This is a genomic window from Microbispora bryophytorum, from assembly GCF_006874465.1.
Lineage (GTDB): Bacteria > Actinomycetota > Actinomycetes > Streptosporangiales > Streptosporangiaceae > Microbispora > Microbispora bryophytorum.
Window position 1 is genome coordinate 291,976 of record NZ_VIRL01000003.1, and the last position, 22,821, is coordinate 314,796.

A 22,821-nucleotide genomic window follows, 5' to 3' on the forward strand; every position below is an offset into this window, starting at 1 on the left:
TCACCGTCGCCGGGGGACCGGAGGCGGGCAGGCGTCGCGGCAGCCGCCGAAGCGCTCGGCGTCCGGCCGGACGAAGCGGGTCTCCTGCGTGCCGCGCAGCGCTTCGGTCATCGCCTTCTTCCAGATCAGGCCGGGCACCGACGTGCCGTCCACCCGCGAATAGCGGCGGCCGCCGATGGTGACGTCCACCAGTGGGTGCCGCAGCGGATCACGGGAGTCGCCGAGGCTGACGGCCGAGGCCAGGCCGGGGGTGTAACCGGCGAACCAGGCGGTGCGGAAGATGTCGCCGTGGCCGGGCATGCCCGCCGCCTCGCGGCCGATGCCCTTGAGCGTGCTCTTGGCCAGAACATCTTTCAGCACGCCGGTGACCGCGTCGGCGACCGCCGGGTCCAGGACCTGCTCGCAGTGCGCCGGGAAGGCGCGCACGGCGCCCGAGCCGTCCTGGATCTCCGTGATCACCCTCGGCTCGCAGAAGCGCCCGCGGGCGGCGAGGCTCGCGTACGAGTTGGCCACCGAGACGGGATCGGCTTTGGCAATGCCCAGCGGGAAGGTCTCGAACTCCTGGAGCGGCTTCCCGTCCGCGCTCCTGAGCCCGAGCCGCTGGGCCATCTGGATGGTCTCGCACAGGCCCACCTTCTCCTGCAGTTGCATGAAGAAGGTGTTCACCGCGTCCCGGGTGCCCGACCGCAGGGTGACGAACCGGGCTCCGACCTTCTTCCGGTTGTGGATCTTGACGGCCATGTCGGCGACGGACCGGCCCGCGCAGTCCTTGAACGCCGAGAACCTCTGGGGTCGGTACGCCTCCCCGACGAAGAAGCCGTCGTCGTATCGCCAACCGGCGGCGAGCGCGGCGGCCAGGGCGTAGGGCATCGCCGTCGTGCCCTGCTGGAGACCTGGCCCATCGGCAGGATCACGGCTGGTGACCATGGCCTTGACGACCCCTTCGCCTGGAACGATCACGACCTGCGTGGCGACCTGCGGGTCGTCGCGGTGGACGTAGGCGTCGACGGCCTGTTGCGCCGTGCGCTGGAGCCGCTGGTCGATCGTCGTCTGGATCGTCAGGCCGTCACGGGTGAGCAGTTGCGGGTCCTCGGCGAGAAGCCGCCCTTCGACGTATCGGCAGAGGTAGGGATATCGGCTGTCCGTGCAGTCGCCGGAGAACTCCTCGATGACGGCGCCCTCGGCATCCAGCAGCACGCTTTTGCGGGCCGCTGGGGAAGCGGAGGCGGCGGCGATGGAAACCGAGGCCACAGGCTCCTTGTCGCCATTGCCGCCCGCCGGGCTTCGTAATAACACGAAAACCGCGACCACCGCACCCAGCGTGGCGACGCCCAGGAAACCCAGAAATGCCTTCATCGTCGCCCTTCGGTCGCATTAGGCCGCGTTTCCGCCATGCTCCGATTGCCTCACCGGCCCGAAACGTTCACCCCATGATGCAGTCCCGGAATCACACCGGCAAATTCCGCACCCATTTCTCGACGGAGTGATTTCGCTGATGACGGCCACAGGCCGCGCTGTCATCCCCGAGGGACATGCCGTTAATACGTTTTCCGCCCCGCCGATGAACGATCCGATGGACATCGGAAGCGTTCGCCCCCCCCGCGGACACCGGCCTGTCGCATATCGGGGCGTCGGGCGAGCGGGGTGGGCGGGGGCGTTGGCGTTCGTCCCCGATACATCGCCTCGTGTAGCCGTCGTGTACCCGGCGTCTCACGGCGGTTCCTAGCGTGGTGGGCGACCCGCCTGTCCGACCGGGGATGAGGACGTCCGTGGCCTATCTCTTCGCCTTCTGCCGGCTGCTCACGGGCATCGTCTTCCTCATGTCCGCGGTGAGCAAGCTGCGCGGGCGGGCGGCGTACGAGGAGTTCACGGTGGCCACTCGCGCCCTCACGCGGCTGCCGGCCCGGCCCGTCGCGGCGCTCGTCGTCGCCGCCGAGGTCGCCGTCGCGCCGCTGCTGGCCTGGCCGCCCACCATGCTCGCCGGCTTCTGCGTCGCGCTCGGGCTGCTGGCGGCGTTCAGCGTGGCCGTCGTCGTCGCCCTGCGGCGCGGCAGGCGGGTCCCCTGCCGCTGCTTCGGCGCCTCCGCCGTTCCGGTGGGCCCGGGCCATCTCGCGCGCAACGCCGTGCTCATCGTGGCAGCGGCGGCCGGAGCGGTGCACGCCGGGACCGGAGCCGTCCCCGCGGACCTTGGGGCCGCCGGGCTTGCCGGGGCCGCCCTGGCGGCCGGAGCCGCGGCGGTCCTGCTGTCCGCGATCGGCGAGATCGCCGGTCTGTTCACCAGTTCACCCTGACGGAGGTAGTCCCTCATGCCGTTCCTGACAGCGCTCGTCCTGGGCGTCGGCGTCCTGTGCCTGATCGACCTGGTGCTGACGGTCGGCGTGATCCGGCGGTTGCGGGCGCACGAGGAGATGCTGTCGGCGAGGCCGGCGGTGTCCCCGTCGATCGTGCTCCCCGCGGGGGCGAAGATCGGCGGCTTCTCCGCGGTGAGCACCGACGGCGTCCCCGTCTCCGGCGAGACGCTGACCGAGCCGGTCCTCGTCGGCGTCTTCTCGCCCGACTGCCCGGCCTGCCACGACCGCCTGCCGCAGTTCGCCGAGCGCGCGCGATCCTTCCCCGGAGGACGCGGCAACGTGCTCGCCGTGCTCGTCGGCGCGGAGGAGGAGGTGGCGGACGAGCGGCGGACGCTGGAGCCGGTCGCCCTGGTGCTGATCGAGGAGTACGGCACCGGCCTGACGAAGGCGTTGCAGGTGAAAGGCTTCCCGTCCCTCGCGCTGGTCGACGAGCACGGGAAGGTCGTCGCCAGCGGGAGCACGATCGAGGACCTCGACAAGATTCCCGCACACGCGTGAAGGCGCGGGTGCGCGGCATGGCCGGAGTGCGGGCAGTGGTTGTCGCTCTCGGCATGGCCTGGCGGGCGAGCAGGAGGCTCACCATCGCCTTCGCCGTCCTCAGCATGCTCATGGCCGTCCTGCCGGTGACGATCGCCTGGTGCACCAAGCTGGTCCTCGATGAGATCGCCGGAGGCAGGCCCGGCGCCGGTGTGACGGCGGCGCTGGGCGGCGTGCTCGCCGGGTGCGGGGTCCTGACGGCGCTCGGGCCGCAGATCGTCCAGTACGTCAAAGACGAGAGCGGGCGCAGGATCGGGCTCGTCGCGCAGGACAGCCTCTTCAGGGCCACCGAGCGGTTCGTCGGCCTCGCCAGATTCGAGGACCCCGCGTTCCTCGACCGGATCCGCATGGCCCAGCAGTACGGCGGAGCGACCCCGGGCATGGTGGTCTCCGCCGCCCTGGGCACGGCCAGGACGGCGATGACCGGTGCCGGGTTCCTCGTCTCCCTCGCGACGATAAGCCCGTGGATGGCCGCCCTCGTGGTCGGCGCCGCGGTGCCGTCTCTGGCCGCGGAGCTCTGGCTGTCGCGGCGGCGTGCCGCGATGCTGTGGGGCATCGGCCCGGTCGAGCGCCGCGAGTTCTTCTTCGGTGAGCTTCTCGTCAATGTCCAGGCGGCCAAGGAGCTGCGCCTGTTCGGCATCGGAGCGCATCTGCGCGGGCTCATGAACGCCCAGCGGCGCGCCGCGAACGCCCAGCGGAGCCGCACCGACCGGCGCGAGCTGGGGGTCCAGGCCGTGACCGCGACGACGGCCGCGCTGGCGGCCGGGGCCGGCCTGCTGTGGGTTCTCGTGTCCGCGGCCAACGGCATGGGCGCGATCGGCGACGTGGCGCTGTTCGTGGCCGCCGTCGCCGGAGTCCAGGCCGCGGCGAGCGGTCTCGTGGTCGAACTCGTCACCGCGCACCAGCAGGTGCTGCTGTTCGGCCACTACCTCGCCGTCCTGGACGCCGAGCCGGACCTGCCGGTCGCGGCCCGGCCACGGCGGGCCGGTCCGCTGCGCCGGGGGATCGAGCTGAAGGACGTGTGGTTCCGCTACTCGCCCGGACATCCATGGGCACTGCGCGGCGTCAGCCTGACCATTCCGTACGGCAGCGCGGTGGCGCTCGCCGGGAGGAACGGCGCGGGCAAGAGCACGGTGGTCAAGCTCCTGTGCCGGATGTACGACCCGGAACGCGGCTCGGTCCTCTGGGACGGGATCGATCTCAGAGAGCTGGACCCGGCGGAGCTTCGCGCCCGGATCGGGGCGGTGTTCCAGGACTACATGGAGTACGACATGACCGCGGCCGAGAACATCGGCCTGGGCGACCTCGCCGCCATGGACGACCGGGGGAGGATCGAGGCGGCGGCGCGGCGGGCGGGCGTGCACGGCGTCGTGAGCGGTCTGCCCCGGGGGTACGACACCATGCTGTCGCGTATCTTCGCCGGTCTCGGGGAGCCGGGCCTTGGGGAGGCCGGTGCCGGGGAGGCCGCTGACACGGAGGCCGGTCTCGCGGGGGCCGGTCTCGAAGAGGACGGCGGCGGCGTGGGCGTCCACCTGTCGGGCGGGCAGTGGCAGCGGCTCGCCCTCGCCCGCGCCTACCTGCGGGGCGAGCGGGACCTGCTGATCCTGGACGAGCCCAGCTCGGGCCTGGACGCCGAGGCGGAGCACGAGATCCACCAGGGCCTGCGGGCGCACCGCCACGGTCGCACGAGCCTGCTGATCAGCCATCGGCTCGGCGCCGTACGCGACGCGGACCACATCGTGGTCCTCGACGGCGGGCAGGTCGCCGAGCAGGGCACGCACACCGGGCTGCTCGCGCACGACGGGATCTACGCTCACCTGTTCGCCCTGCAGGCGGAGGGATACCGGCAGCGGGGGGACCGGAACGCCGACGCCCCGCGCGACCGGTTCTCGGAGGCACGATGACAGCCGTCCTGCTGGTCCTGCTCGCGTCGGCGCTCGGGGCCGGGGGCGGCGTCGTGGCGGCCGGCCGGGCGTTGCGCGTCGTCGAGGTGCACGGGGAGAGCATGGAGCCCGGCCTGTGGTCCGGTGACCGGGTTCTCGTGCGCAGAGTGCGGCCCCGCAGGCCTGGCTTGTTCGTCCGGCGGGTCCGGCGCGGGGACATCGTGGTCATCTCCCGCGTGGGCCCGGGGGAGGGCGTCGCGCTCGACGGCGGCACGAACCTGGTGATCAAGCGGGCCGCGGCCGTCGCCGGGGACCCGATCCCTCCGGGATTCGAGGCGTTGGGGGAGACCCGCGTGCCGCCGGGGCGGCTGCTCGTCCTCGGGGACAACCCGTCGCGCAGCACCGACTCGCGGCAGTGGGGGCTCCTTCCGGAAAGCAGGATCACGGGTGTCGTGCTCCGGCGGTTGAACGCGTGAACCAGGCCGAGCCGATACAGGAAGTCGTGTATCGGAGCGGTACGTCCGTGATCGACGCCGCTCCTAATGTCGGTCATCGAAAAGGAGCCTTTTCAGAAGGAGGAGCCGAATGACACGGACGATGCAGCGACTGGCGGACCGGATGGTCGCCCGGCTGGTCCCGGCCACCCGCGCGGAGGCGGTCAACTGCTGGTATGAGTACTCGGGCACCTGCGTTCGCCGCTACTGCTGCACCGGCTCGGGCGTCCCCAGTGGCTACTGCACTCCATGGCAGTACACCTGCTGAACGGGTACGGCGGAGCGGCCTTTGCGCGAATTTCCCTCGCGCAAAGGGCGCTCCGCTCTCGCTTCGCCGGCCTACGCGAATTCCGCCGAATTCCCGCTCTCGTTCTTTCCGGCGGTTCTTGCGATCTCCATGGCGTACAGGCGGGTGAGGTCGTTCATCCGATAGTGGTCCGGGGCCATCGACTTCATCAGGCGGAGATCGGCCAGCCTGCCGAGCGCCGCCCACGCCGTGCGCCGGTCGCATCCGAGGAGCCCCGCCGCGGTCGCCGACCCGCAGTCGGCGGTTCCCCGCTCGCCGAGGCGGTGGAACAGGGCCAGTGCGCTGCCGTCCGCCGTTCCCCCGCACTGCCGCAGGGCCTGGTAGTCGAGGTCGAGGGCGCTCCGCACGGATAGGTCGCCGCAGGTCAGGAGGTCGAGCCGGTGCTCCTCGCCGGCCAGCATGTCGGCGAACGCCGCCAGCGTCCACTCCCGTCTGACCGCCAGTCGCTTGCCCGCGATCCGCAGCGCGAGTGGCAGGTTGTCGCAGAGCCGGGCCACTCTTCTCACCTGCTCGGGGTCGACCCGGTCCCGGCCGCAGACCCGGACCAGCAGTTCGTACGCCGTGTCGTCCGTCAGGGGAGCGAGCGACAGATGGTCGACGTCGTCGAGCGCCGCGAGCACCCGCCGGCTGGTGATGACGAACCGGCAGTCCGGGCAGGCGCAGAGCAGAGAACGCAGTTGCCCCTCGTCGGTCACGTTGTCGAGGAGGACGAGCACGCGCCTGCCGGTCGTCGCGGCCCTGAACTGGAGCACCGCGTCGTCGAGGTCCGGAGCGATCCGGTCGCCCGCCGGCCCCAGCAGGCTCAGCAGCCGCGCCAGCGTCTCGTACGCGCCGGGCCGGGGAAGGGACCGCAGATCGACGTGGAGCACGCCGCCGGGGAAGTCCGGCGCCGCCATCCGGACGGCATGCAGGGCCAGGGCCGACTTGCCCACACCCGCCGGACCGTGGACGGCGACGGGCCGCGGGGGAGAGGTGGCGATCGCGGCCATGATCTGATTCAGCTCCAGATCCCGGCCCAGGAGACGTCCGGAACCCGCGACCAATGGCGGCTCCGCTCTCGCCACAGGCACCGGCACCGGCTCAGGCACCGGGTGGGGCGGGCCCGGGGCGGGGAGCCGGGGAACGGCGCAGAGCGCCGGGTCCCGATTGAGGATGCTCCGGTGCAGCTCGGCCAGCTCCGGCCCGGGCTCGACGCCCAGCTCCTCCGCCAGGAACGTGCGCGCCTGCCCGTAGGCGGACAGCGCGGCCGCGGAGTCGCCGGTGCGATACAGCGCGACCATGAGGCTGCTCCACAGCCGCTCCCTGGTGGGATGGGCGGCCACCGTCTCACGGAGCTCCGGCACCGCGTCGGCGTGCTCGCCCAGCATGAGGCGGGCCTCGGCCTGCACTTCCAGGGCCAGGCAGCGCTGCTCGGCGAGCGCGTCCAGGCGCGGGCCGAGCGCCGCCGACCTGGGCACGTCCTCGGCCGGTGCGCCTCGCCACCGGGCGAGGGCCGCCGACAGGTGCCGCAGCGCCGCCTCCGGCCGTCCGGCGGCCAGCGCCTTCCTGCCCTGCCGCAGGGCGTCGGCGAACTCGGTCACGTCAAGCTCGCCGGAGTGCGCGGTGAGGACGTAGCCGGGCGGCCGGGCCGCCAGCCGGTCGCCTTCGCCGAGCGTGCACCGCAGCCGGTTGACGTAGGTGCGGATGTTGGCGACGGCGGAGTGGGGCGGCTCCTCGTCCCACACGGCCGTGACCAGCCGGTCGATCGACACGACCCGGTTGGGTTCGAGCAGCAGCGCGGTCAGCAGGGCGCGCTGCTTGGGCGAGCCGAGCGGGACCGGCCTGCCGTTCTTCCTGACTTCGATCGGGCCCAGCAACCCGAACCGGAGGCTCAATCCATCCTCCGGAAGCCCGAGGGTGCTGACGTACGCGTCCAACCGCATGATCGGTACACGAAGGATCTCCATAAGTGTCGGAATCCCTACCAAGATCCCTGTCCGCCACGAACCCTCACAAGGTCGGCGAGCATCCGGAACAGTTCCGGACTGCGCCTACCGGGGCGAGCGCGCGATTGGGGCAGACCAGGCGGGAACCGGCTACCCATGACGGGTACGGACGACGGGGGGCTGTCCGACCGGGTTCTCCAGGTGGCGACCCGCCTGTTCGCCGGGCTGGGTTACGACGGCACGGACATGCGGCAGATCGCCGACGCCGCGGGCACGGACGTGGCCTACGTCAGGCGGCGGTTCGGCGACAAGCGGGAGATCTATCTCGAGGTCATGGACCGCATGAACAGCGCGCACAACGCCGTGCTGGAGAAAGGGGTCAAGGACATCGTCGGAGCTTCGCCCGAACAGAAGATCGTCGCCCTGCACCGGCTCCTCGACCGATACATCGACTTCTGCCGCAGGCAGCCGGAGTATCCGGCGCTCTACACCCACAGGTGGCTCTCCGACGCCACCGACATCCCCGAGTTGGAGCCGATGTACGCCGCGCCGGCGGCGCAGTTCGTGATCGACACCATCACTCCCAGTTCCAGTGCGCGGAAGCAGGCATTCAAGCGCCCGCACGACCGCGAGAAGGTCCATGCGGTCCTAGGTAGTCTCCGGTTCGCCGCCGTGAATCTCCCGTCGGTGCCTGCCGTACGTCAGCACGGCACCCCATCCGCCCGGCCCCGGATCCGTACCGCCCATTCCGGCGGCGCGGATACGTGCGGGCCCGTCCTGGGACCGCGCCGGTGTTCCGTACTCGAGGCCTCGCGCGAGCCGCGGGCACCGAGGCCGGGTGTGAATTGGTACGCAGATTTCCTCTACGGGATCTTGTGGGCGATGTGAAGATGGGATAAAAGTGGTCTATGCATCAATGATGCATGAATGGGGCTGAACGGGGATCGGTCGAAAAGGTCGTGACGGCCTGTGATTACCGCAGTGGTCGACGGCTGCATTCGTTGAGCGGGAAAACGTGAAACGGGGTAATCCGGCGGGCGGCGTCCTCGGCGATGGGGATGGTCTCGCACCGGCCTGGCTTCGGTGGGAACGAAGAAGACGCGCGCGCCGACACCAGCTGAATAATTTACATCACGGGGATTTCAATGATCAGAATGATCATAGCGGACAGTCATCCGATCTTCCGGGAAGGGTTGCGCGCCGTCCTCGCCGACTCTCATATCGCGATAACAGGCGAGGCCTCCTCGGGGGATGAGGCCGTCGTACGGGCGAGGGAATTGCGCCCGGACGTCGTGTTGATGGATCTGCGGATGTCATCCGGAGATGGTGCGGACACCGTCGCGCGCATTCTGGACGACCGCCCCGAGACCCGGGTGGTCGTATTGACCGGCTCCGCGGACGACCGGGACATCCTTGGAGCGATTTCGGCGGGCGTCGCCGGCTACTTGTTGAAGGAAACCAGCGTGCTCGAATTGCTCTCGGCGATTTCCACGGTTGTCGAGGGAGGCACGGTTCTCGCTCCGCCGGTGGCCACGAAACTCGTGTCCAGGATGAGCGTGCCGGAAACGCAACCCCTGACTCCTCGAGAGGCGGAGGTCCTCTCCCTGGTGGCGAAGGGGCGGTCCAACGCCGAGATCGCACGGTCGCTGATCATCGGCGAAAGCACCGTGAAGACGCATTTGAATCGCATCTTCGGCAAGCTCGACGTCTCCGATCGGACGGCGGCGGTCACCGCCGCGCTGAGGTGGGGCTTGATCTGATCTTCGGCCGATTGATTCTCGGTGATACCGAGCACGCCGCGGTGCCGCCCGGCAGGTGGCGGCGGTACCGGGCCACCAGTGCGTACACGACGACCGCCGCCCACGACAAGGGCGGGTGCGCTAGCAACCAGCCCGTGAGTCGCCAGCCGCGCGCGGGCTGCCAGGCCAGCAGCGCGGCGAACGCCATCGCTCCGCGGCGGGGCGGCCGGTCACCGGTCACCCACCACGCGGCGCGCTGGGCCTGGTCGGCGGACAGACCCAGACGGCCCAGGTCCACTGCCTGCCAGGCGGTCGCCTGAGGCCAGGAGGGAAGCGTCCGCCGCAGGGCGCGAAGCGAAGTGGCGCAGAAACCGCAGTCACCGTCGTACACCAGCAGCGGCAGATCGTACGGAGTGGATCCGTTCACGAGTTCACCCGGCCTTCGACGTCGGTGAATCGGATGGGGGACCACCGGTGGACGACCACGACGAGAACGGCCAGGAATGCCCATCCGACGAAACCCGGCAGTCCCACGACGAGCATGTTCGGCGGCTCGGTCGCGTCTCCCAATAACAGCGGCAGCCCCGCACAGGCGTTCAGCGAGCCGTGGGCCAGTATCGCCGGCCACAGGCTGCCGGAAGACAGGCGCAACCAGCCGACCAGCATGCCGAACAGCACACAGAATCCAGTGAACGCCAGGGCTGCCCACGGACCGATATCCGGATAGTTGTAGCCGAGTAGCGTCAGGGGCGCGTGCCACAGTCCCCAGACGAACCCGGTCACCGCCAGCGCTTTGAGAACGCCCTGGCTCTCGGCGAGACGGGGCAGCAGCCAACCCCGCCACCCCAGTTCTTCGCCTAGGACCACGATCGAGTTGATCAGTGGGGCGATCGTCAGCGCTCCCACGACCTGCGAGGCGGCGACAAGAGTCAGGTTGGGCACGTCCGCACCGGCGGGAGTGGCCGATTCGACGGCGCCCCGCAGGAGGCTGAGTCTTCCGAAATCGAGAGAGACGAGGCCGAGCATCGCGCTGACGACGGTGGCGACCACCGCGATCAGCGGGACTCCCAGCCAGCCGGCCACGATCAGTCCGATCGTCCGCTTCCTGTTCGGGCCCATCGTGAGGCCGATGGCCTCGCGGAAGCCGGCGGCCGATCCGCGGTGCGTCAGCCGGACCGCCAGCACGCCCAGGGCCGGGGTGAACGACATCACGGTGATGATCGGCCCGGCCAGCGGCGACCCCAGGCCTTCTCCCAGCCAGAGCGGCAGCGCGATCAGCCAGGAGAGGCCGAAGGCGACACCGAGGAAGATCAGCAGATCCCTACGGGCGGGCGAAAAAGCCATGGTCCGTCATCCCCGTCCCGGCCCGCCCGAAGGCGCGTTGCCGCGGTTGCGGATGCGCGTGGCCACGGCCTCCGGATCGCGCACCTGGACGACGACGTACGACAGAGGCCCCTCACGCAAGGTGATCTCCAATGCGGGCAGACGCTGGCCGGTCAGCCAGTACGACATACCGTCGGGAGCCATGTAGGTGCCTGCCGTCAGCCCCGGAAAGAAGACGGCGCCGTATCGTAGGCCAGGCGCTTGGACCCCTCCCGGCAGGACGACGGACACACTTGTGATGGCCTCCGAGGGAAGGCGAATGTTCCAGCGCAGCGAGAGGATCTTGAATACGCTGCGCGGGCTTATCAGAATCTCTCGTTCCGAGACGGAGATCTCCGCCAGGTCGCCCGTCTTCGCGAGAGTCACTCCGTGAAGGACCACTCCCAGAATCACCGCAAGCGGCAACATGACCTGCAGGAGCTCCGAAAACATTCAGCCCGCCTCACTTTCCCGGACAAGTTCTCTGCCGGTGCCGCCGGAAACAATCATGCTAGACGATTCTGGTTTCGGCGGCTCTGCGGACTCCGCGGTGGCGGGCTGACCGGGCCCGCCTGACAGGTTCCGCTTCCGCCAGAGCCTGGTCGCATTTTTCACCCCCGCCAGGTTGGCGCCGATGGGAGACAGGTAGAGGACCAGTGCGGCCGTCATCGCCGCGTCGAAGCTCCACAGGCCCATGAGCGCGGAAATCGCGTCATGGAACAGCAGTCCGGAAAACAGCAGCACGACCTGTGCCCGCCTCGGCAGGAAGAGCGCCACGCCGATGAGGACCTCCAGGACGATCGAGCCCCACGTGATGAGAGCGACCAGCAGAGGAACGTCGGTCATTGCGTCGAGTACCGGTCGCAGCAGTTCCGGTGCGCCGAAAGCGACGTTTCGGAACCAGTAGAAGATGGCGGTTCCGTCCACCCATTCCGGAACCCCGAGCTTGGCGATTCCCGCGTGCAGATAAATCACCATCACTTGCACCCTGATGAGGAAGAACGCCGTGACCGCGACGAGTCGCCGGGTCTCGGAGACGCCTCTCCAGGCCGTGGGAGTCCAGTGCCATCGGCGGGGGTCCGTGAGCGCGATGGGGATGAGGAGCAGGGTGAGCACGGCGGTCACCTGATCACCTCCGTCCTGGACGGTGACGGAGGTGATGAAGCTCCACGAGATCCACCAGTGGGGTATCGCTGTGAGCGTCGGACGCCAACCGCTGGCCACGACGGCCAGCACGCCGATCGACACCCATTTGGCGAGCTCGTGCCGGTCGGAGGGCAGGACGCACCAGAGGCTCAAGGAGCCCGCGCCCGAGCACACCGGCGGCCGGACACCACCCGCGAGCGGGGAGAGCAGGACGGACGCGGGAGTCGCGAGCAGGGTGCCCAAAGTACCGAGAGCGAGCAGCGTGCGCGCGAGCCCCAGGACCGTCCCCCAGGGGGGTCGCGCGACGTACGGCCTGACCCAGCCGCCCAGTCGTTCAAGCTGACCTGTCAGCATGTGACCCTCACCCGCACCACCGTCGAGGGCATGACCGTGCTGGACCTTCTCCATGCCCATGGCAGGACTTCCTGGTTGACAAATCCGATGTCTCCGCAAATATGACGCAGCGTCGATGTATTGCGTAACGCGACGGCCGGTTGCATTCCGTTGAGGCAGTTCGTGGGCAGCGTGTCGCACGATTGCCAGGTGTCCTTGGGAATCGAGGACACCAGCAGGGCCGCCTCTGTGCCTTCCGCGCGCTGCGACCGGTTCAGTCCGAACAGCCCGGACGGTACGACGAGAGTTCCGCCGTGCAACCGCCACGCGCCGGCCGCGTTCTCGTAAACCTGGGGATAGACGGTACGAGGGCTGGCGGTGAAGAACGCCCATCCCTCGGGGATGAATTGCCGGATGACGTCCCTGTTCTCGAAGGGCAGCTCCACCGCGTTCACAGGGAGAGCCGCATGGAGAACATAGGTCACGAAGGCCGTCGCGACCGACGCGATCATAAGAAAGCGTCCTCCCCGCCGTATGTCCGCGCGTGCCCCGGGCTGGGGCTCAGGCAGACGGAAGTGGGAGTGATCGTGAGTCGTGGTGACGGATCTTTCGCCCTTCTGCCAAAACCTGAGCCCCATCGGACGAATTCCTCTTAACTCTCTTTGGGAATGCCGGGCGCGTGCGTCCTACGCCGCGCGGAGATTGCCGGCGATCTGGTCGATGAACTGCTCGTATGCCAGCCTGGCCGAGTTGTCGACGTTGTCCAGGACCGGGGCGCCGTTGGCCGGGGCGACCGGCAGGAGGAGGACGATGATGATCAGAACGGCGGCGGCGCCGTAGAGGGCCGCGTAGGCGTAGAGATAGTTGGTGTTGATCTGGTAGCTGGTGTTGACCTGGTAGGCCGCCGCCCCGTTTCCCTGTGCGTCGACGGACGCGCTGACCTGCGCCTTGGTGCGGCTGATGGCGCGGTCGACGACATCGGCGCCGTACACCTTGCTCATCGCCGTCTGGGCGATCTTGGCGAGGGTGGCGACGGCGCCCGTGACGGCCACGCGGTTGCCGCTTTGCAGCTTCGCGGCGAGATCGGCGGCGACCTGACCGTTCTGCGCGACGTTCTGGTCCACCAGCTGCTTGACCTTCGCGAGCTTGTCGTCCAGCGGGAACGGCTCCTGCCTGGACGGGTGCAGATAACGCACCGCCGGCCCCTGGCCGAAGGCGATGGCGTCGACGAGGTCGACCGCGGAGAACCGGGGGACCGGGGCAGTCTCGGCGGAGGCGCTGTGAACGGACGACGAGGTGACGGCAACGGCGAATGCCGTCACCGCTGCCAGCAGTGGCACTGCCCATCGTCGGCGGATCGTGAGAAACAAGGGGGTCTCCTCTCGGTGGGTCCGCGGCACACGTCACGACCGGCACGTCAAGCCGCAGCGTGCCCGCGAAGTAAGGTGCATGCGTTGGCGGGCCCAAATTCGGCTTGGGCCCGCCAGCGCATGAGTCAAGGATTTTCGAGAGGGCCGTGAATGTGTACCCACCGGTCGATGGACCTGTTGTCCATCGACCGGTTTACCGCTTCGGTCTCGGACTGTCGTGACCTCGGGTGCCGCGGCTCGTCTCCGGCCGGGAGGTCACTTCTTGCAGATGTTCTGCGTGGCGGTGCGGGCGGAGGGGGTCGCCTGCGGCGTGGGCGTCGCCGGCGTGGCGGAGCCTTCCGGCGCGGCCACCGTCACCTTCTTCACGTCGTGGTTCTTCTGGCCCACGACGACCTCGATGCCGGTCACGTCCGGTTGCTCGCGCAACTCGGCCCCCGGGATGGCCGCGGCCACCGTACGCGCCGAGTCCTCGCGGCCGGGCGGGTAGCGGACGACCGTGGTGGTGAAGTCGCGGCGGGCCGTGTCGCCCGGGGGCGACGGCACCATGAACCCGGCCTCGACGAGGCGGGCCTTCGTGGTCGCGCCCAGGCCGGTGATGAGCGTGCCGTTGAGCACCTTGACCGAGATGCGGGCCGGGGGGATCGTGAGCGCGGTCGGAGAGGCCGTCGCGGAGGGCGCCGTGCTCGCCGACGCCGCGCTCGCCGACGCCGTGGGGCTGCCCGTGGGAGACGCGGAGGCCTTCGCCGACGGCTTGACGAGGGGCTGGTCGGCGTCGATCCGCTTGAACAGGTCGCGCGCGGCGTCCTTGTCCCACAGCACCGCCGACTCGCCCGTGGGCGCGTGGTAGTTCACGTCGGCCAGCGGCACGGTCGCGAACGACACGTCGTCGGTCGAGACGTCCTTGAACTGGTTCACCATGCCGAGCAGGTTCTTCTGCAGGGCGGCGTCCACGGTGAGCGTCTTGAAGGTGGAGTCGAGGAACCCCTTCAGCCTGACCGGGTTGGCCAGCGTGCCGCCGCTGAGCGCCTTGCCCAGCAGCGCGGAGATGACCTGCTGCTGCCGGTCGATGCGGTCGAGGTCGGAGCGCGCCGTGGCCCTCGTACGGGCGTACGCGAGCGCGTTGACACCGTCCAGCGTGTACGTCCCCGGCTGGAGGTCCAGCTTGGTCTTCGGGTCGTCGATGGGCACCGGGGTGCAGACGGTGACACCGCCCAGCGACTCCACCACGTCGATGAATCCGAGCACGTTGACCTCGACGTAGTGGTTGATGCTCAGGCCCGTCACCTGCTCCACCGTCTTCACGGCCAGCTTCGCGCCGCCGAACTGGTAGGCAGAGTTGATCTTGTGCTCGCCCTTGCCGGGGATCGTCGTCCAGGTGTCCCTCGGCAGGCTGACCACGGTCACCCTGCGGTGGTCCTCCGACAGGTGCATCACCATCATCGTGTCCGTGCGCTGCCCGACGTCACGACCGAGGTGGAGCTGGTTCTGCTGGCGCCTGGTCAGGTTGTCGCGCTTGTCGACGCCCACCAGCAGGATGTTCATCGCGCCCGTGGATTCGGCCTCGCTCGTGCCCGCGTCCACCGCCTGGATCTGCCCCGCCGCGTAGTTCGACGTCACCCACGCGACGCCCGAGCCGATCAGCACGACTCCGGACAGCGAGCCCGAAATGACCAGGGAACGGAGGTTCGTCCTCCGCCGGCGGGCGCGTTGCGCCGTCAGCCTCACCCCGCCGTACCCGTCGCCCCCTACACGGACGCCGGAGTCCTCCCCATCGTCGCCGGGCATTCCCGTCCTCCGGTTGCCTTCTCCACCCCTCCGTACAGTAGCGTGAGCGCCGCCATGAAGCCCTTTCCCGACTCGCGACAGGCGAGCCAGAATCCCGCGCGGAACTGGCCGCCGATCTCGGTGATCATGCCGGTGCTCAACGAGGAACGGCACCTGCGCGACGCTGTGCGGCAGGTTCTCGAACAGGACTACGAGGGCCCGCTCGAGGTCGTCATCAGCGTGGGCCCCTCTCACGACCGCACGCAGGAGGTGGCCGACGCGATCGCGGCCGCGGACCGCCGTGTCGTCGTCGTGCCGAACCCCACCGGACGCACCCCCAACGCGTTGAACGCCGCCATCGCGGCGTCCCGCAACCCCATCATCGCGCGGGTCGACGGGCACGCGATCCTGCCCCGCGACTACCTCCGTACGGCCGTGGAGACGCTGGAGCAGACCGGCGCCGACAACGTCGGCGGCATCATGGCCGCCGAGGGCATCACGCCGTTCGAGCAGGCGGTGGCCTGTGCCATGACCTCGAAGATCGGCGTGGGCAACGCGCGTTTCCACACAGGTGGGGAGGCGGGCCCGGCCGACACCGTCTACCTGGGCGTCTTCCGCCGCAGCGCCCTCGACCGGGTGGGCGGTTATGACGAGCACTTCCTGCGCGCGCAGGACTGGGAGATGAACCACCGCATCCGGGAGACCGGCGGGCTGGTGTGGTTCCAGCCGAGGATGCGCGTCACCTACCGCCCCCGGCCCAACGTGCGCGCCCTGGCCAAGCAGTACTTCCACTACGGCCGCTGGCGGCGGGTCGTCTCCCGCACCCACCAGGGCACGATCAACCTGCGCTACCTCGCCCCGCCCGCCGCCGTGGCGGCGATGGCGCTGGGCCTGGTGGTCTCGCCGTTCTTCTGGCCCGGCCTGATCATCCCCGGGGGCTACCTCGCCGCGATCCTCGCGGGCTCGGTCCTCACCGGTCGCGGGCTGTCCGGTGCCGCGCTCGTACGCCTGCCGGTGGTGTACGCCGCCATGCACATCTCGTGGGGGACGGGCTTCCTGACCAGCCCCCCGAAGCTCAGCAAGCCCCGTCCCAAGCCCGAACGCGCGCGGCTAGAGGACCTCTTCGAAGACTGAGGTGTCGAGCGTGAAGCCGATCGGGTGGGGGACGTGGATCTCCCGCCCGAACGGCACCGTCGAGGTCACCTGGTACTGACCCTCTTTCGGGTCGCTGTAGACCGTGACCGAAGCCGGCCTCGTCAGCGAGTCCACCAGGAGCATCACCGGCACGCCGCCACCGGCGTAGATCGCCGGCTTCTTGAGGCGGCCGTCCTCCGCGCTCCCCTTCGAGACCACCTCGGCGACCAGCATCAGCCCCGAGGACAGCAGTTCGCGCTCCCCCCAGCGTGGGCAGTCCTTGGGGGCGAGGACGAAGTCCGGCTCGACCGGCTCCCGGCTGCCGTCGATGCACACGTCCACGCTGCCGCCCATCCACGCGCGCCAACCACGCTCTCGGCAGAACGAACGAAACGCTTCGTAGAGCAGGGTGCCTGTCCAGCCGTGCTCGGGGGTGCCCGCAGGGCTCACTATCAGTCTCCCGTCGATGATCTCGGTCCGCAGACCCGGAAGTGGGGGCAGCGAATCGAACAGCTCACGAGGAGTGCCGGGCAGCGGCCGCTCGGGCACCGGGGCCAGAGCGGGACCGTGGGGTTTGCGCGAGGTCGCGACCATGGGCATATGTCCCTTCGTGTCCGCGTCGATACGCTGAGTTGACGCGGACAGTATCTCACTCGTGAACGACAGGATCGAGGGCGTTCAGGCCGAGGGAGCGGGCGCGCGCCTCGGCCCGTGCGGCGGCACGCCGTACGGCCTCCTCGAAGCGGGCCAGCGGGTCCGGATGGTCGGCGCCGAGCAGGTAGGCGCGCAGCGCCCACCGGGCGGCGGCCATGTCGTCCTCCCCGGGCCCGCCGATACGGCGCATGATGTCGGGAAGCTCCGCCAGGTCGGGCCCGAGCAGATATGCCGCCCCCGCGGCCGGGTAGCGCTCGCGGAACCGGTCCGCGGGAAGGCCCGCCACGTTGGCCACGACGTACGGCTTGCCGCTCGCCACGAAGTCCGACACCACGCTGGAGATGTCGGAGACCAGCGCGTCGGCCTCGTTGAAGCACTCGTACAGCGACGGCTTCCGGCCGGTCACGGCGAGGTGGGGCATCTCCGTGCTCTCGCACAGCAGGGCCAGGATCTTCCGGTGCGCCGCCCTGGCCGCGGCCGAGCGGTGACCGGTGAGCGGGTGGGGCTTGTAGATCACCCGTACCCGCCGGGCGAGCAGGGCGCGCACGATCGCGGGTCCCATGGCGACGAGCGAGCTGTGGAACAGGTCGTCGCTCCACCCCTCCCACGTGGGCGCGTACAGGACGGTCCGGTGCGGCGCCGTCCCCTCGGCGTACGGACTGGTGCGCAGCACCCCGGCGAGCTGGGGGCGGCCGACCTCCTCGACGGCCTCGTCCCGCACGCCCACCTGGGCGCGCAGGTAGCGGTCCCGCCCGGCAGGACCGGCCACCCAGACCTCGTCGTACACCTTGGTGTACGGGTTGAAGGACGCCTCCTTGTCGCTGTCGCCGTGGCCGATGAACACGCTCCGCACGCCCGGCACCCGGAGCATGTGGATGTTGTTGCCGACGTTGGCGGGGAACAGCGCGACCCGCACGCCGTCGAACGCGCGGAAGTTCATGAGGTCGACCGACGAGGGGATGCACACGACCGGCAGCGTCGTCGCGCCGAGGGCCGCGGCCAGCGGCCGGTCACGCAGCACCACCAGCGTCCTCGGGGTGATCCGCTCCAGCGTGCCGAGCCACATGGTGGCCTGGTAGACCGCGGTGACCGGCCCCGAGAAGTACATGACGACCTCGGGCCGGTAGGCCGCGACCCAGTCGTCCACGGCGGCGAGGACCCGCCGCCGGTCGCCCAGGTGCCTGGCCCGCCTCGCGTGGGCCAGCAGCGCGACCACGGCGGCGATCTCCAGCATCAGGGCCGCGGCGGCGCCCGCCACGCCCGTCCAGCCCAGGCCCATGGGCGCCGTCGCCGCCGCGGGCACGACCGCGAGCACGTCGAGGTAGAGCAGCCGGGCGCCCCGCCAGTTGAGCAGCGCGCGGCGCGGCGCGGGCGGGATCCGCAGCGCGGACAGGCCGATGTTGCGGGTCACCACCGGCATCTGGTTGTGCCGGCGGTCGACGTGCTCGGCGAGCCACGTCTGCACGGCGCGCAGGCCGTGGAACAGGAACAGCCCGGCCGCGAGCGCCGCGAACCACAGCGGCCGGCCCGGCGTCAGCCGGGCCAGCAGCACGACCGCGGCCGTCTCACGCGACAGGAAGCGGACCGTGGCCCCGAGGTGGGCCCGGCTCAGCGCCCGCGCCGCCCGGCCGGGCAGCATGGCCTCCGCGGCGTACGACAGCGGCACGAGCACCGCGAAGGTCGCGGGCAACGGCCACACGGCGGTCGCGAGCAGGGCAGGGTACGACGCGAGCGTGAGCGCCGTGAACGCGCTCCTGCGTCCACCGGCCAGGCTTCTCAGCGCCGGTCGCCGGACTATCGCGACAAGTGCCTTCGGGGCCGTGCGCCCCTTGTTGTTTCCCCCCATGGGCGAGCGCCCGTCCCTCCGTACATGGTTGCGGTCATCGGATGAGCCGTACGTCCACGACCTGTCCCGTGAGGCGGGACAGCAGCACGTCGATGCTGGTGCGGGCGACGGCGGTGGGGGAGAGAAGCGTTCCGGCGGGTTCGTCGCCGAACGCGCGCAGCCGCATGGGGGTGGCGGTGCGCTCGGGGTTCACGCAGTTGACTCGGACACCCTGGCAGGACCACTCGTCCGCGAGTGCCTGGGTGAGGTTGACGACGGCGGCCTTCGTGGAGGAGTAGAGGCTGTAGTCGGCCCGGCCGCGGGTGTAGGACGAGGAGGTGTAGAGGAGCAGGTGGCCGTGGGTCTCCATCAGGTACTTCACGGACGCGCGGGCGATGTTGACCGGTCCGAGGTAGTTGACCCCGATGGTCTCCTCGATCGTGTGCTGCCCGGCCTCGCCGAGTTTGCCCATGTGCAGCACGCCCGCCGTGTTGACGACGTAGTCGATCCGGCCGGTCTCGGCGTAGACCCGGGCGAGCGCGTCCTCCACGGCGGCGACGTCCTCGACGCGCACGCCGTTCTGGCTGCGGGAGAACGAGTGGACGCTCGCGCCGTATCTCCCGGCCAGCGCGACGATGTCCGCGCCGATGCCGTAGCTGCCGCCGAAGACCACGAGCGTGCGGCCCTCGAGCCCGGCCCGGTAGGCCTCCTCGTCCAGCGCGGGCGCCGCGTTCTCGGCGAGCTGGAAGAGCTTGTCGGCGATGAAGACGTCGACCGGATGGGTGACCTTCATGTTGTGCTCGCTGCCGGGCACGATGTAGATCGGCACGTCGGGCAGGTAGCGCAGCACGACGCCGCAGTCGTCCGTGGTGGGCAGCGAGGGGAACTCGGGGTCGGCCAGGGCCCGCTCGTACGCCGCCCGGATCACCGACAGCCGGAAGCACTGCGGGGTCTGCCCCCGGCGCAGCCGGGAGCGGTCGGGGATGTCGCGGATGATGTCGCCGCGCGGGCCGGGAGCGGCCACCACGATCGTGTCGGAGGAGGGGATCGCCACCTCGACCGCCTCGTAGCGTTCGAGCGCGGCCACACACTCGCTGATGATGCGCGGCTCGATCAGCGGCCGCACGGCGTCGTGCAGCAGCACGTCGCACTCCTGCTCGCCCAGCGCGCTCAGCGCCCGCCAGGTCGTCTCGGTACGGCTCGCGCCTCCTTCGAGCACCCGGCCGACCTTGGTGTAGCCGTTCCTCCTGACGAGCTCCTCGGCCTCGGCGACGAAGCCGGGGGCCATCAGCACGACGACCTCGTCGATCTCCGGGTGGCCGTCGAACACGTCGAGGGTGTGCTCCAGGATCGTCTTCCCGGCGATCTTCAGAAGCTGTTTCGGGGTGTTGAGGCCCACGCGCTGGCCGACACCGCCGGCCAGCACCACCCCCACCCTGCGCAGACGCGATTCGGCGATCATGATGTCCTCCCCGGAGGAGACCCTACCCGTGCCGGAAGCCGGAGAAGGTGATTGCCACCTAGTGATCACTCGGTTACTTTGCGAGGTGAGCACGTGCGGTCAACGTGAAGCGGGTTTCCATATGGGGGCGGATCCGAGTAAGCCCGGTACGTCACGGGACACAGAGACGGTGGCGGTCGTCCTCGCGACCTCGCCGGCCGCAGGGCTGCCCTGGTCCGACGGCGCCCGGTCGGAGGGCAGCATCCTGGAGCGGCTCACCGCCCAGCTCCTCACGCTGCCGGTCCGCGAGGTGCTGGTCGTGGTGCGGAGCCAGGACGCCCAGGCGGGAGGGTGGGAGAAGGGCGCGCAGAGCGGCTCGCGGCACCAGATCTGCGTCAGCGACGGGCTGGCCGAGGACCTGCGGATCGTGGCCAAGACGGCCCGCGCCTCGACCTCGCCGGTCGCGGTGCTGGCGGCGGACGTGGTCGCGCACACCGAGGCGCTGTCGCTGCTGCTCGAACATCCCGCGCGCCCGACCGGCGCGATCGTCGCCAGCGGCGACCCGGCCCCGCTGCGGCCGCCGGTGCGGACCGAGTGGGGCCGCGTCGTGTCGGCGGGCACGTCCTTCCACGAGGTCGAGTGGGCCAACGGCACGTTCCGCGGCGTCCTCCAGGTCGGGGAGGCCCACCTGGCCGGGCTCGCCGACATCGCCGAGGAGCTGGCCGACCTGGCCCAGCGCCGGCATCTCGGGCGCGTCGGCGACGGCGAGGTTCCCGAGCTGCTGCTCACGGGCCTGGTGCGGGCCGGCGTCCAGGTGCACGCCGTCGCGCTGAACACCCTGCACTGCGGGCGGACCGGCACGCGCCCGGCCGCCGAGCGCGCGGTGCGCGAGCTGGCCGACGTCGACGAGGCGCAGGCCAAGCTCGACGCCGCGGTCAAGAGCGGCGACGGCTTCTTCACCACCTACTGCGTCAGCTCGTGGTCGCGTCACCTCATCCGTCCGGCCGCCCGTCTCGGCCTGACCCCGAACACCGTCACCGGCATCTCGGTCGGGTTCGCCGCCATCGCCGCGATCTGGTTCTCCGACGGCCGCCGGGCGGGGCTCGTGGTCGGCGCCGTCGCGCTCTACCTGTCGTTCGTGCTCGACTGCCTGGACGGGCAGCTCGCCCGATACACGCGCCGGTTCTCCCCGCTCGGGAGCTGGCTCGACGCGATCTGCGACCGGCTCAAGGAATACCTGGTGTACGTGGGGCTGGCGGCCGGATACCTGGCCGGCTCCCGGGAGCCGTGGGAGATCTGGGCCCTGGCGGTGGGCGCGATGATCCTCCAGACGATCCGCCACATGGTCGACTTCGCCTACGCGGGAGCGACGGCCGACCGGGTCAGGGCGGCCGGCTCGCGCGCGTCGGCCCCGCGTCCGATGGCCGTGCCCTGGGACGAGGCGCCCGCGGCGGCCGCCGCGAAGGGCACGGGATCGGTGCTGGCGCTGTCGCGACGGCTCGACGCGCTGAGCGGCGCGAGGGGCGTGGCCTACTGGGCGAAGAAGATGATCGTGCTGCCGATCGGGGAGCGAATGGCGCTGATCTCGGTGACGGCCGCGCTGTTCGACGCGCGGGTGACGTTCCTCGCGCTGCTGGTCTGGGGCGCGGTGGCCCTGGCCTACACGGCCGCCGGGCGGATGGCGAGGTCCTTCGCATGAGCGAGCGTAGCCGCCGCCCGCGCGAGGCCGGCGGGAAGGCCCGGGGCGCGATCTCCGTGCACATGACCCCGGTGCCGAGCGGCGCCGTGGTGGCCTACCGCGACGACGGCCCGCTGTCGAAGGCGATGGGGCTGCTCGTGGCGGGGCAGCTTCCGCCGCTGCCGCCCGCGCTCGCGGGCGCCTTCGTGACCGGGGTGCTGCTGGTGCTCGGCATCGCCGGGGCCGACGACTTCGCGGTCTTCGCCCCGGCGGTGGCCCTGCTGCTGGCCGGGGCGGGCAGCGCGCACCGGCACGACGGCCGGCTCGACTGGCTGGCGCCCCCGATCCTGCGGCTGACCGAGTATGGCTTCATCGCCTCGGCCGGGTTCGCCCGCTCCGTCCCGCCGGCGCTCATCGTCGCGCTGCTTGGCGCGATGGCCTTCCACCACTACGACACGGTCTACCGGCTGCGCCAGCACGTGTACGCGCCGCCGTGGCTGGCGACCGCCGGGCTGGGCTGGGACGGCCGGATGCTCATCGTCGCCCTGGGCGGCCTGCTCGACGTGATGACCGCCGTGTTCGTGCTGCTCGCGGTCTACCTGTGGGCCCTGTTCGGCTGGGAGAGCCTGACCTGCTGGCTCGCCGCTCCCCGCACGCCCGACGAGGCCGTGGACCCGGCACCCCAGGATTAGTCGTGCCCGGCAGAACGTGCCCTGCTGTACGTGGCCCAGACGGCGCCTGGCCGCGTTCTCGTCGGCCTTGCGACGCATCAACCCTGGATCCACGCTCGCGACGGGCGGCCTTTATCAAGCACTCCCTAACGTCAGACCAACGGTGAATTACCCAACAGGGGCGCTGAGCCAACTAACCTTTGGGGT

The 22,821-nt window shown here is 70.4% G+C and carries 22 protein-coding genes; 10 read left to right on the plus strand and 12 right to left on the minus strand.

Annotation, left to right across the window (positions count from 1 at the left end):
- Positions 1-1,356 (minus strand): penicillin-binding transpeptidase domain-containing protein, encoded by a 1,356-nt coding sequence (locus FLX07_RS08820; RefSeq protein ID WP_142569406.1) that lies wholly within the window; start codon positions 1,354-1,356, stop codon positions 1-3.
- Between the two features lie 413 nt (positions 1,357-1,769).
- Between FLX07_RS08820 and FLX07_RS08825 the strand changes: the two genes are divergently transcribed.
- The 5 genes from FLX07_RS08825 to FLX07_RS36360 all read left to right on the plus strand — a co-directional run bounded on the left by FLX07_RS08825 (position 1,770) and on the right by FLX07_RS36360 (position 5,533).
- The gene (locus tag FLX07_RS08825) at positions 1,770-2,291 is read left to right on the plus strand and encodes a MauE/DoxX family redox-associated membrane protein (protein WP_167748166.1); all 522 of its coding nucleotides are present in this window, start codon (positions 1,770-1,772) and stop codon (positions 2,289-2,291) included.
- A gap of 15 nt (positions 2,292-2,306) precedes the next feature.
- A complete protein-coding gene (locus FLX07_RS08830) occupies positions 2,307-2,849 on the plus strand; it encodes a redoxin domain-containing protein (protein WP_142569410.1) in 543 nt (180 codons plus the stop codon).
- 35 nt (positions 2,850-2,884) lie between these two features.
- Positions 2,885-4,792, plus strand: a complete 1,908-nt coding sequence (locus tag FLX07_RS08835) for an ABC transporter ATP-binding protein (RefSeq protein ID WP_229689541.1) — start codon at positions 2,885-2,887, stop codon at positions 4,790-4,792.
- Positions 4,789-5,247, plus strand: coding sequence for a S26 family signal peptidase (locus FLX07_RS08840; protein WP_142569414.1), 459 nt, complete (start codon positions 4,789-4,791; stop codon positions 5,245-5,247). Before FLX07_RS08835 ends, FLX07_RS08840 begins: the two co-directional genes overlap by 4 nt.
- Positions 5,248-5,356: 109 nt before the next feature.
- Positions 5,357-5,533, plus strand: coding sequence for a hypothetical protein (locus FLX07_RS36360; RefSeq protein ID WP_167748167.1), 177 nt, complete (start codon positions 5,357-5,359; stop codon positions 5,531-5,533).
- A gap of 71 nt (positions 5,534-5,604) precedes the next feature.
- Here the strand turns inward: FLX07_RS36360 and FLX07_RS08845 are convergent, their stop codons facing one another.
- On the minus strand, positions 5,605-7,494 hold the full coding sequence (locus tag FLX07_RS08845; protein ID WP_167748168.1) for an AfsR/SARP family transcriptional regulator: 1,890 nt from the start codon (positions 7,492-7,494) through the stop codon (positions 5,605-5,607).
- Positions 7,495-7,653: 159 nt separating this feature from the next.
- Here FLX07_RS08845 and FLX07_RS08850 point away from each other — a divergent pair, with 159 nt between their 5' ends.
- The gene (locus FLX07_RS08850; RefSeq protein ID WP_142569418.1) at positions 7,654-8,385 is read left to right on the plus strand and encodes a TetR/AcrR family transcriptional regulator; all 732 of its coding nucleotides are present in this window, start codon (positions 7,654-7,656) and stop codon (positions 8,383-8,385) included.
- A gap of 257 nt (positions 8,386-8,642) precedes the next feature.
- Entirely contained in the window at positions 8,643-9,257 is a 615-nt protein-coding gene (locus FLX07_RS08855) for a response regulator (protein ID WP_142569420.1), read from the plus strand.
- Here FLX07_RS08855 and FLX07_RS08860 read toward each other — a convergent pair.
- From FLX07_RS08860 to FLX07_RS08890, 7 genes are all read right to left on the minus strand, one after another.
- Positions 9,226-9,663: a DCC1-like thiol-disulfide oxidoreductase family protein gene (locus FLX07_RS08860; protein WP_167748169.1), complete on the minus strand. Its 438-nt coding sequence runs from the start codon at positions 9,661-9,663 to the stop codon at positions 9,226-9,228. The genes FLX07_RS08855 and FLX07_RS08860 overlap by 32 nt on opposite strands.
- Positions 9,660-10,580: a CPBP family intramembrane glutamic endopeptidase gene (locus FLX07_RS08865; protein ID WP_142569424.1), complete on the minus strand. Its 921-nt coding sequence runs from the start codon at positions 10,578-10,580 to the stop codon at positions 9,660-9,662. The genes FLX07_RS08860 and FLX07_RS08865 overlap by 4 nt, the downstream gene beginning before the upstream one ends.
- Positions 10,581-10,586: 6 nt before the next feature.
- Complete coding sequence (locus FLX07_RS08870; RefSeq protein WP_142569425.1) at positions 10,587-11,051, minus strand: hypothetical protein; 465 nt, start codon at positions 11,049-11,051, stop codon at positions 10,587-10,589.
- Positions 11,052-12,098 carry a sporulation-delaying protein SdpB family protein gene (locus FLX07_RS08875; RefSeq protein WP_167748170.1) on the minus strand — a complete coding sequence of 349 codons (1,047 nt, stop codon included), beginning with the start codon at positions 12,096-12,098 and terminating at the stop codon, positions 11,052-11,054. It lies immediately after the preceding gene.
- The gene (locus FLX07_RS08880) at positions 12,092-12,589 is read right to left on the minus strand and encodes an SdpA family antimicrobial peptide system protein (RefSeq protein ID WP_167748171.1); all 498 of its coding nucleotides are present in this window, start codon (positions 12,587-12,589) and stop codon (positions 12,092-12,094) included. The genes FLX07_RS08875 and FLX07_RS08880 overlap by 7 nt, the downstream gene beginning before the upstream one ends.
- Before the next feature lie 174 nt (positions 12,590-12,763).
- Positions 12,764-13,417, minus strand: a complete 654-nt coding sequence (locus FLX07_RS08885; protein WP_142569431.1) for a sporulation delaying protein family toxin — start codon at positions 13,415-13,417, stop codon at positions 12,764-12,766.
- A 285-nt stretch (positions 13,418-13,702) separates the two neighbouring features.
- On the minus strand, positions 13,703-15,232 hold the full coding sequence (locus FLX07_RS08890) for an LCP family protein (protein ID WP_142569433.1): 1,530 nt from the start codon (positions 15,230-15,232) through the stop codon (positions 13,703-13,705).
- A 54-nt stretch (positions 15,233-15,286) separates the two neighbouring features.
- Here FLX07_RS08890 and FLX07_RS08895 point away from each other — a divergent pair, with 54 nt between their 5' ends.
- Entirely contained in the window at positions 15,287-16,345 is a 1,059-nt protein-coding gene (locus FLX07_RS08895; protein WP_142569435.1) for a glycosyltransferase family 2 protein, read from the plus strand.
- Here FLX07_RS08895 and FLX07_RS08900 read toward each other — a convergent pair.
- From FLX07_RS08900 to FLX07_RS08910, 3 genes are read right to left on the minus strand one after another with little or no spacing between them, the layout of a single operon-like run.
- Positions 16,322-16,939 carry a Uma2 family endonuclease gene (locus FLX07_RS08900; RefSeq protein WP_142569437.1) on the minus strand — a complete coding sequence of 206 codons (618 nt, stop codon included), beginning with the start codon at positions 16,937-16,939 and terminating at the stop codon, positions 16,322-16,324. The two genes, FLX07_RS08895 and FLX07_RS08900, sit on opposite strands and share 24 nt — an antisense overlap.
- Positions 16,940-16,994: 55 nt before the next feature.
- On the minus strand, positions 16,995-18,845 hold the full coding sequence (locus FLX07_RS08905) for a CDP-glycerol glycerophosphotransferase family protein (RefSeq protein WP_142569439.1): 1,851 nt from the start codon (positions 18,843-18,845) through the stop codon (positions 16,995-16,997).
- A gap of 34 nt (positions 18,846-18,879) precedes the next feature.
- Positions 18,880-20,286, minus strand: coding sequence for a bifunctional cytidylyltransferase/SDR family oxidoreductase (locus FLX07_RS08910; protein ID WP_142569441.1), 1,407 nt, complete (start codon positions 20,284-20,286; stop codon positions 18,880-18,882).
- 169 nt (positions 20,287-20,455) lie between these two features.
- Here FLX07_RS08910 and FLX07_RS08915 point away from each other — a divergent pair, with 169 nt between their 5' ends.
- On the plus strand, positions 20,456-21,964 hold the full coding sequence (locus FLX07_RS08915; RefSeq protein ID WP_268239450.1) for a CDP-alcohol phosphatidyltransferase family protein: 1,509 nt from the start codon (positions 20,456-20,458) through the stop codon (positions 21,962-21,964).
- Positions 21,961-22,635, plus strand: a complete 675-nt coding sequence (locus FLX07_RS38325) for a DUF5941 domain-containing protein (RefSeq protein ID WP_142569445.1) — start codon at positions 21,961-21,963, stop codon at positions 22,633-22,635. The genes FLX07_RS08915 and FLX07_RS38325 overlap by 4 nt, the downstream gene beginning before the upstream one ends.
- Positions 22,636-22,821 lie beyond the last annotated feature (186 nt).

Excerpts from the sequence above, each read along its gene's own strand:
- FLX07_RS08820 (WP_142569406.1), bottom strand. The coding sequence starts at position 1,356 with ATGAAGGCATTTCTGGGTTTCCTGGGCGTCGCCACGCTGGGTGCGGTG.
- FLX07_RS08830 (WP_142569410.1), top strand. The coding sequence starts at position 2,307 with ATGCCGTTCCTGACAGCGCTCGTCCTGGGCGTCGGCGTCCTGTGCCTG.
- FLX07_RS08840 (WP_142569414.1), top strand. The coding sequence starts at position 4,789 with ATGACAGCCGTCCTGCTGGTCCTGCTCGCGTCGGCGCTCGGGGCCGGG.
- FLX07_RS36360 (WP_167748167.1), top strand. The coding sequence starts at position 5,357 with ATGACACGGACGATGCAGCGACTGGCGGACCGGATGGTCGCCCGGCTG.
- FLX07_RS08845 (WP_167748168.1), bottom strand. The coding sequence starts at position 7,494 with ATGCGGTTGGACGCGTACGTCAGCACCCTCGGGCTTCCGGAGGATGGA.
- FLX07_RS08850 (WP_142569418.1), top strand. The coding sequence starts at position 7,654 with ATGACGGGTACGGACGACGGGGGGCTGTCCGACCGGGTTCTCCAGGTG.
- FLX07_RS08855 (WP_142569420.1), top strand. The coding sequence starts at position 8,643 with ATGATCAGAATGATCATAGCGGACAGTCATCCGATCTTCCGGGAAGGG.
- FLX07_RS08865 (WP_142569424.1), bottom strand. The coding sequence starts at position 10,580 with ATGGCTTTTTCGCCCGCCCGTAGGGATCTGCTGATCTTCCTCGGTGTC.
- FLX07_RS08870 (WP_142569425.1), bottom strand. The coding sequence starts at position 11,051 with ATGTTTTCGGAGCTCCTGCAGGTCATGTTGCCGCTTGCGGTGATTCTG.
- FLX07_RS08875 (WP_167748170.1), bottom strand. The coding sequence starts at position 12,098 with ATGCTGACAGGTCAGCTTGAACGACTGGGCGGCTGGGTCAGGCCGTAC.
- FLX07_RS08880 (WP_167748171.1), bottom strand. The coding sequence starts at position 12,589 with ATGATCGCGTCGGTCGCGACGGCCTTCGTGACCTATGTTCTCCATGCG.
- FLX07_RS08890 (WP_142569433.1), bottom strand. The coding sequence starts at position 15,232 with ATGCCCGGCGACGATGGGGAGGACTCCGGCGTCCGTGTAGGGGGCGAC.
- FLX07_RS08895 (WP_142569435.1), top strand. The coding sequence starts at position 15,287 with ATGAAGCCCTTTCCCGACTCGCGACAGGCGAGCCAGAATCCCGCGCGG.
- FLX07_RS08900 (WP_142569437.1), bottom strand. The coding sequence starts at position 16,939 with ATGGTCGCGACCTCGCGCAAACCCCACGGTCCCGCTCTGGCCCCGGTG.
- FLX07_RS08905 (WP_142569439.1), bottom strand. The coding sequence starts at position 18,845 with ATGGGGGGAAACAACAAGGGGCGCACGGCCCCGAAGGCACTTGTCGCG.
- FLX07_RS08910 (WP_142569441.1), bottom strand. The coding sequence starts at position 20,286 with ATGATCGCCGAATCGCGTCTGCGCAGGGTGGGGGTGGTGCTGGCCGGC.
- FLX07_RS38325 (WP_142569445.1), top strand. The coding sequence starts at position 21,961 with ATGAGCGAGCGTAGCCGCCGCCCGCGCGAGGCCGGCGGGAAGGCCCGG.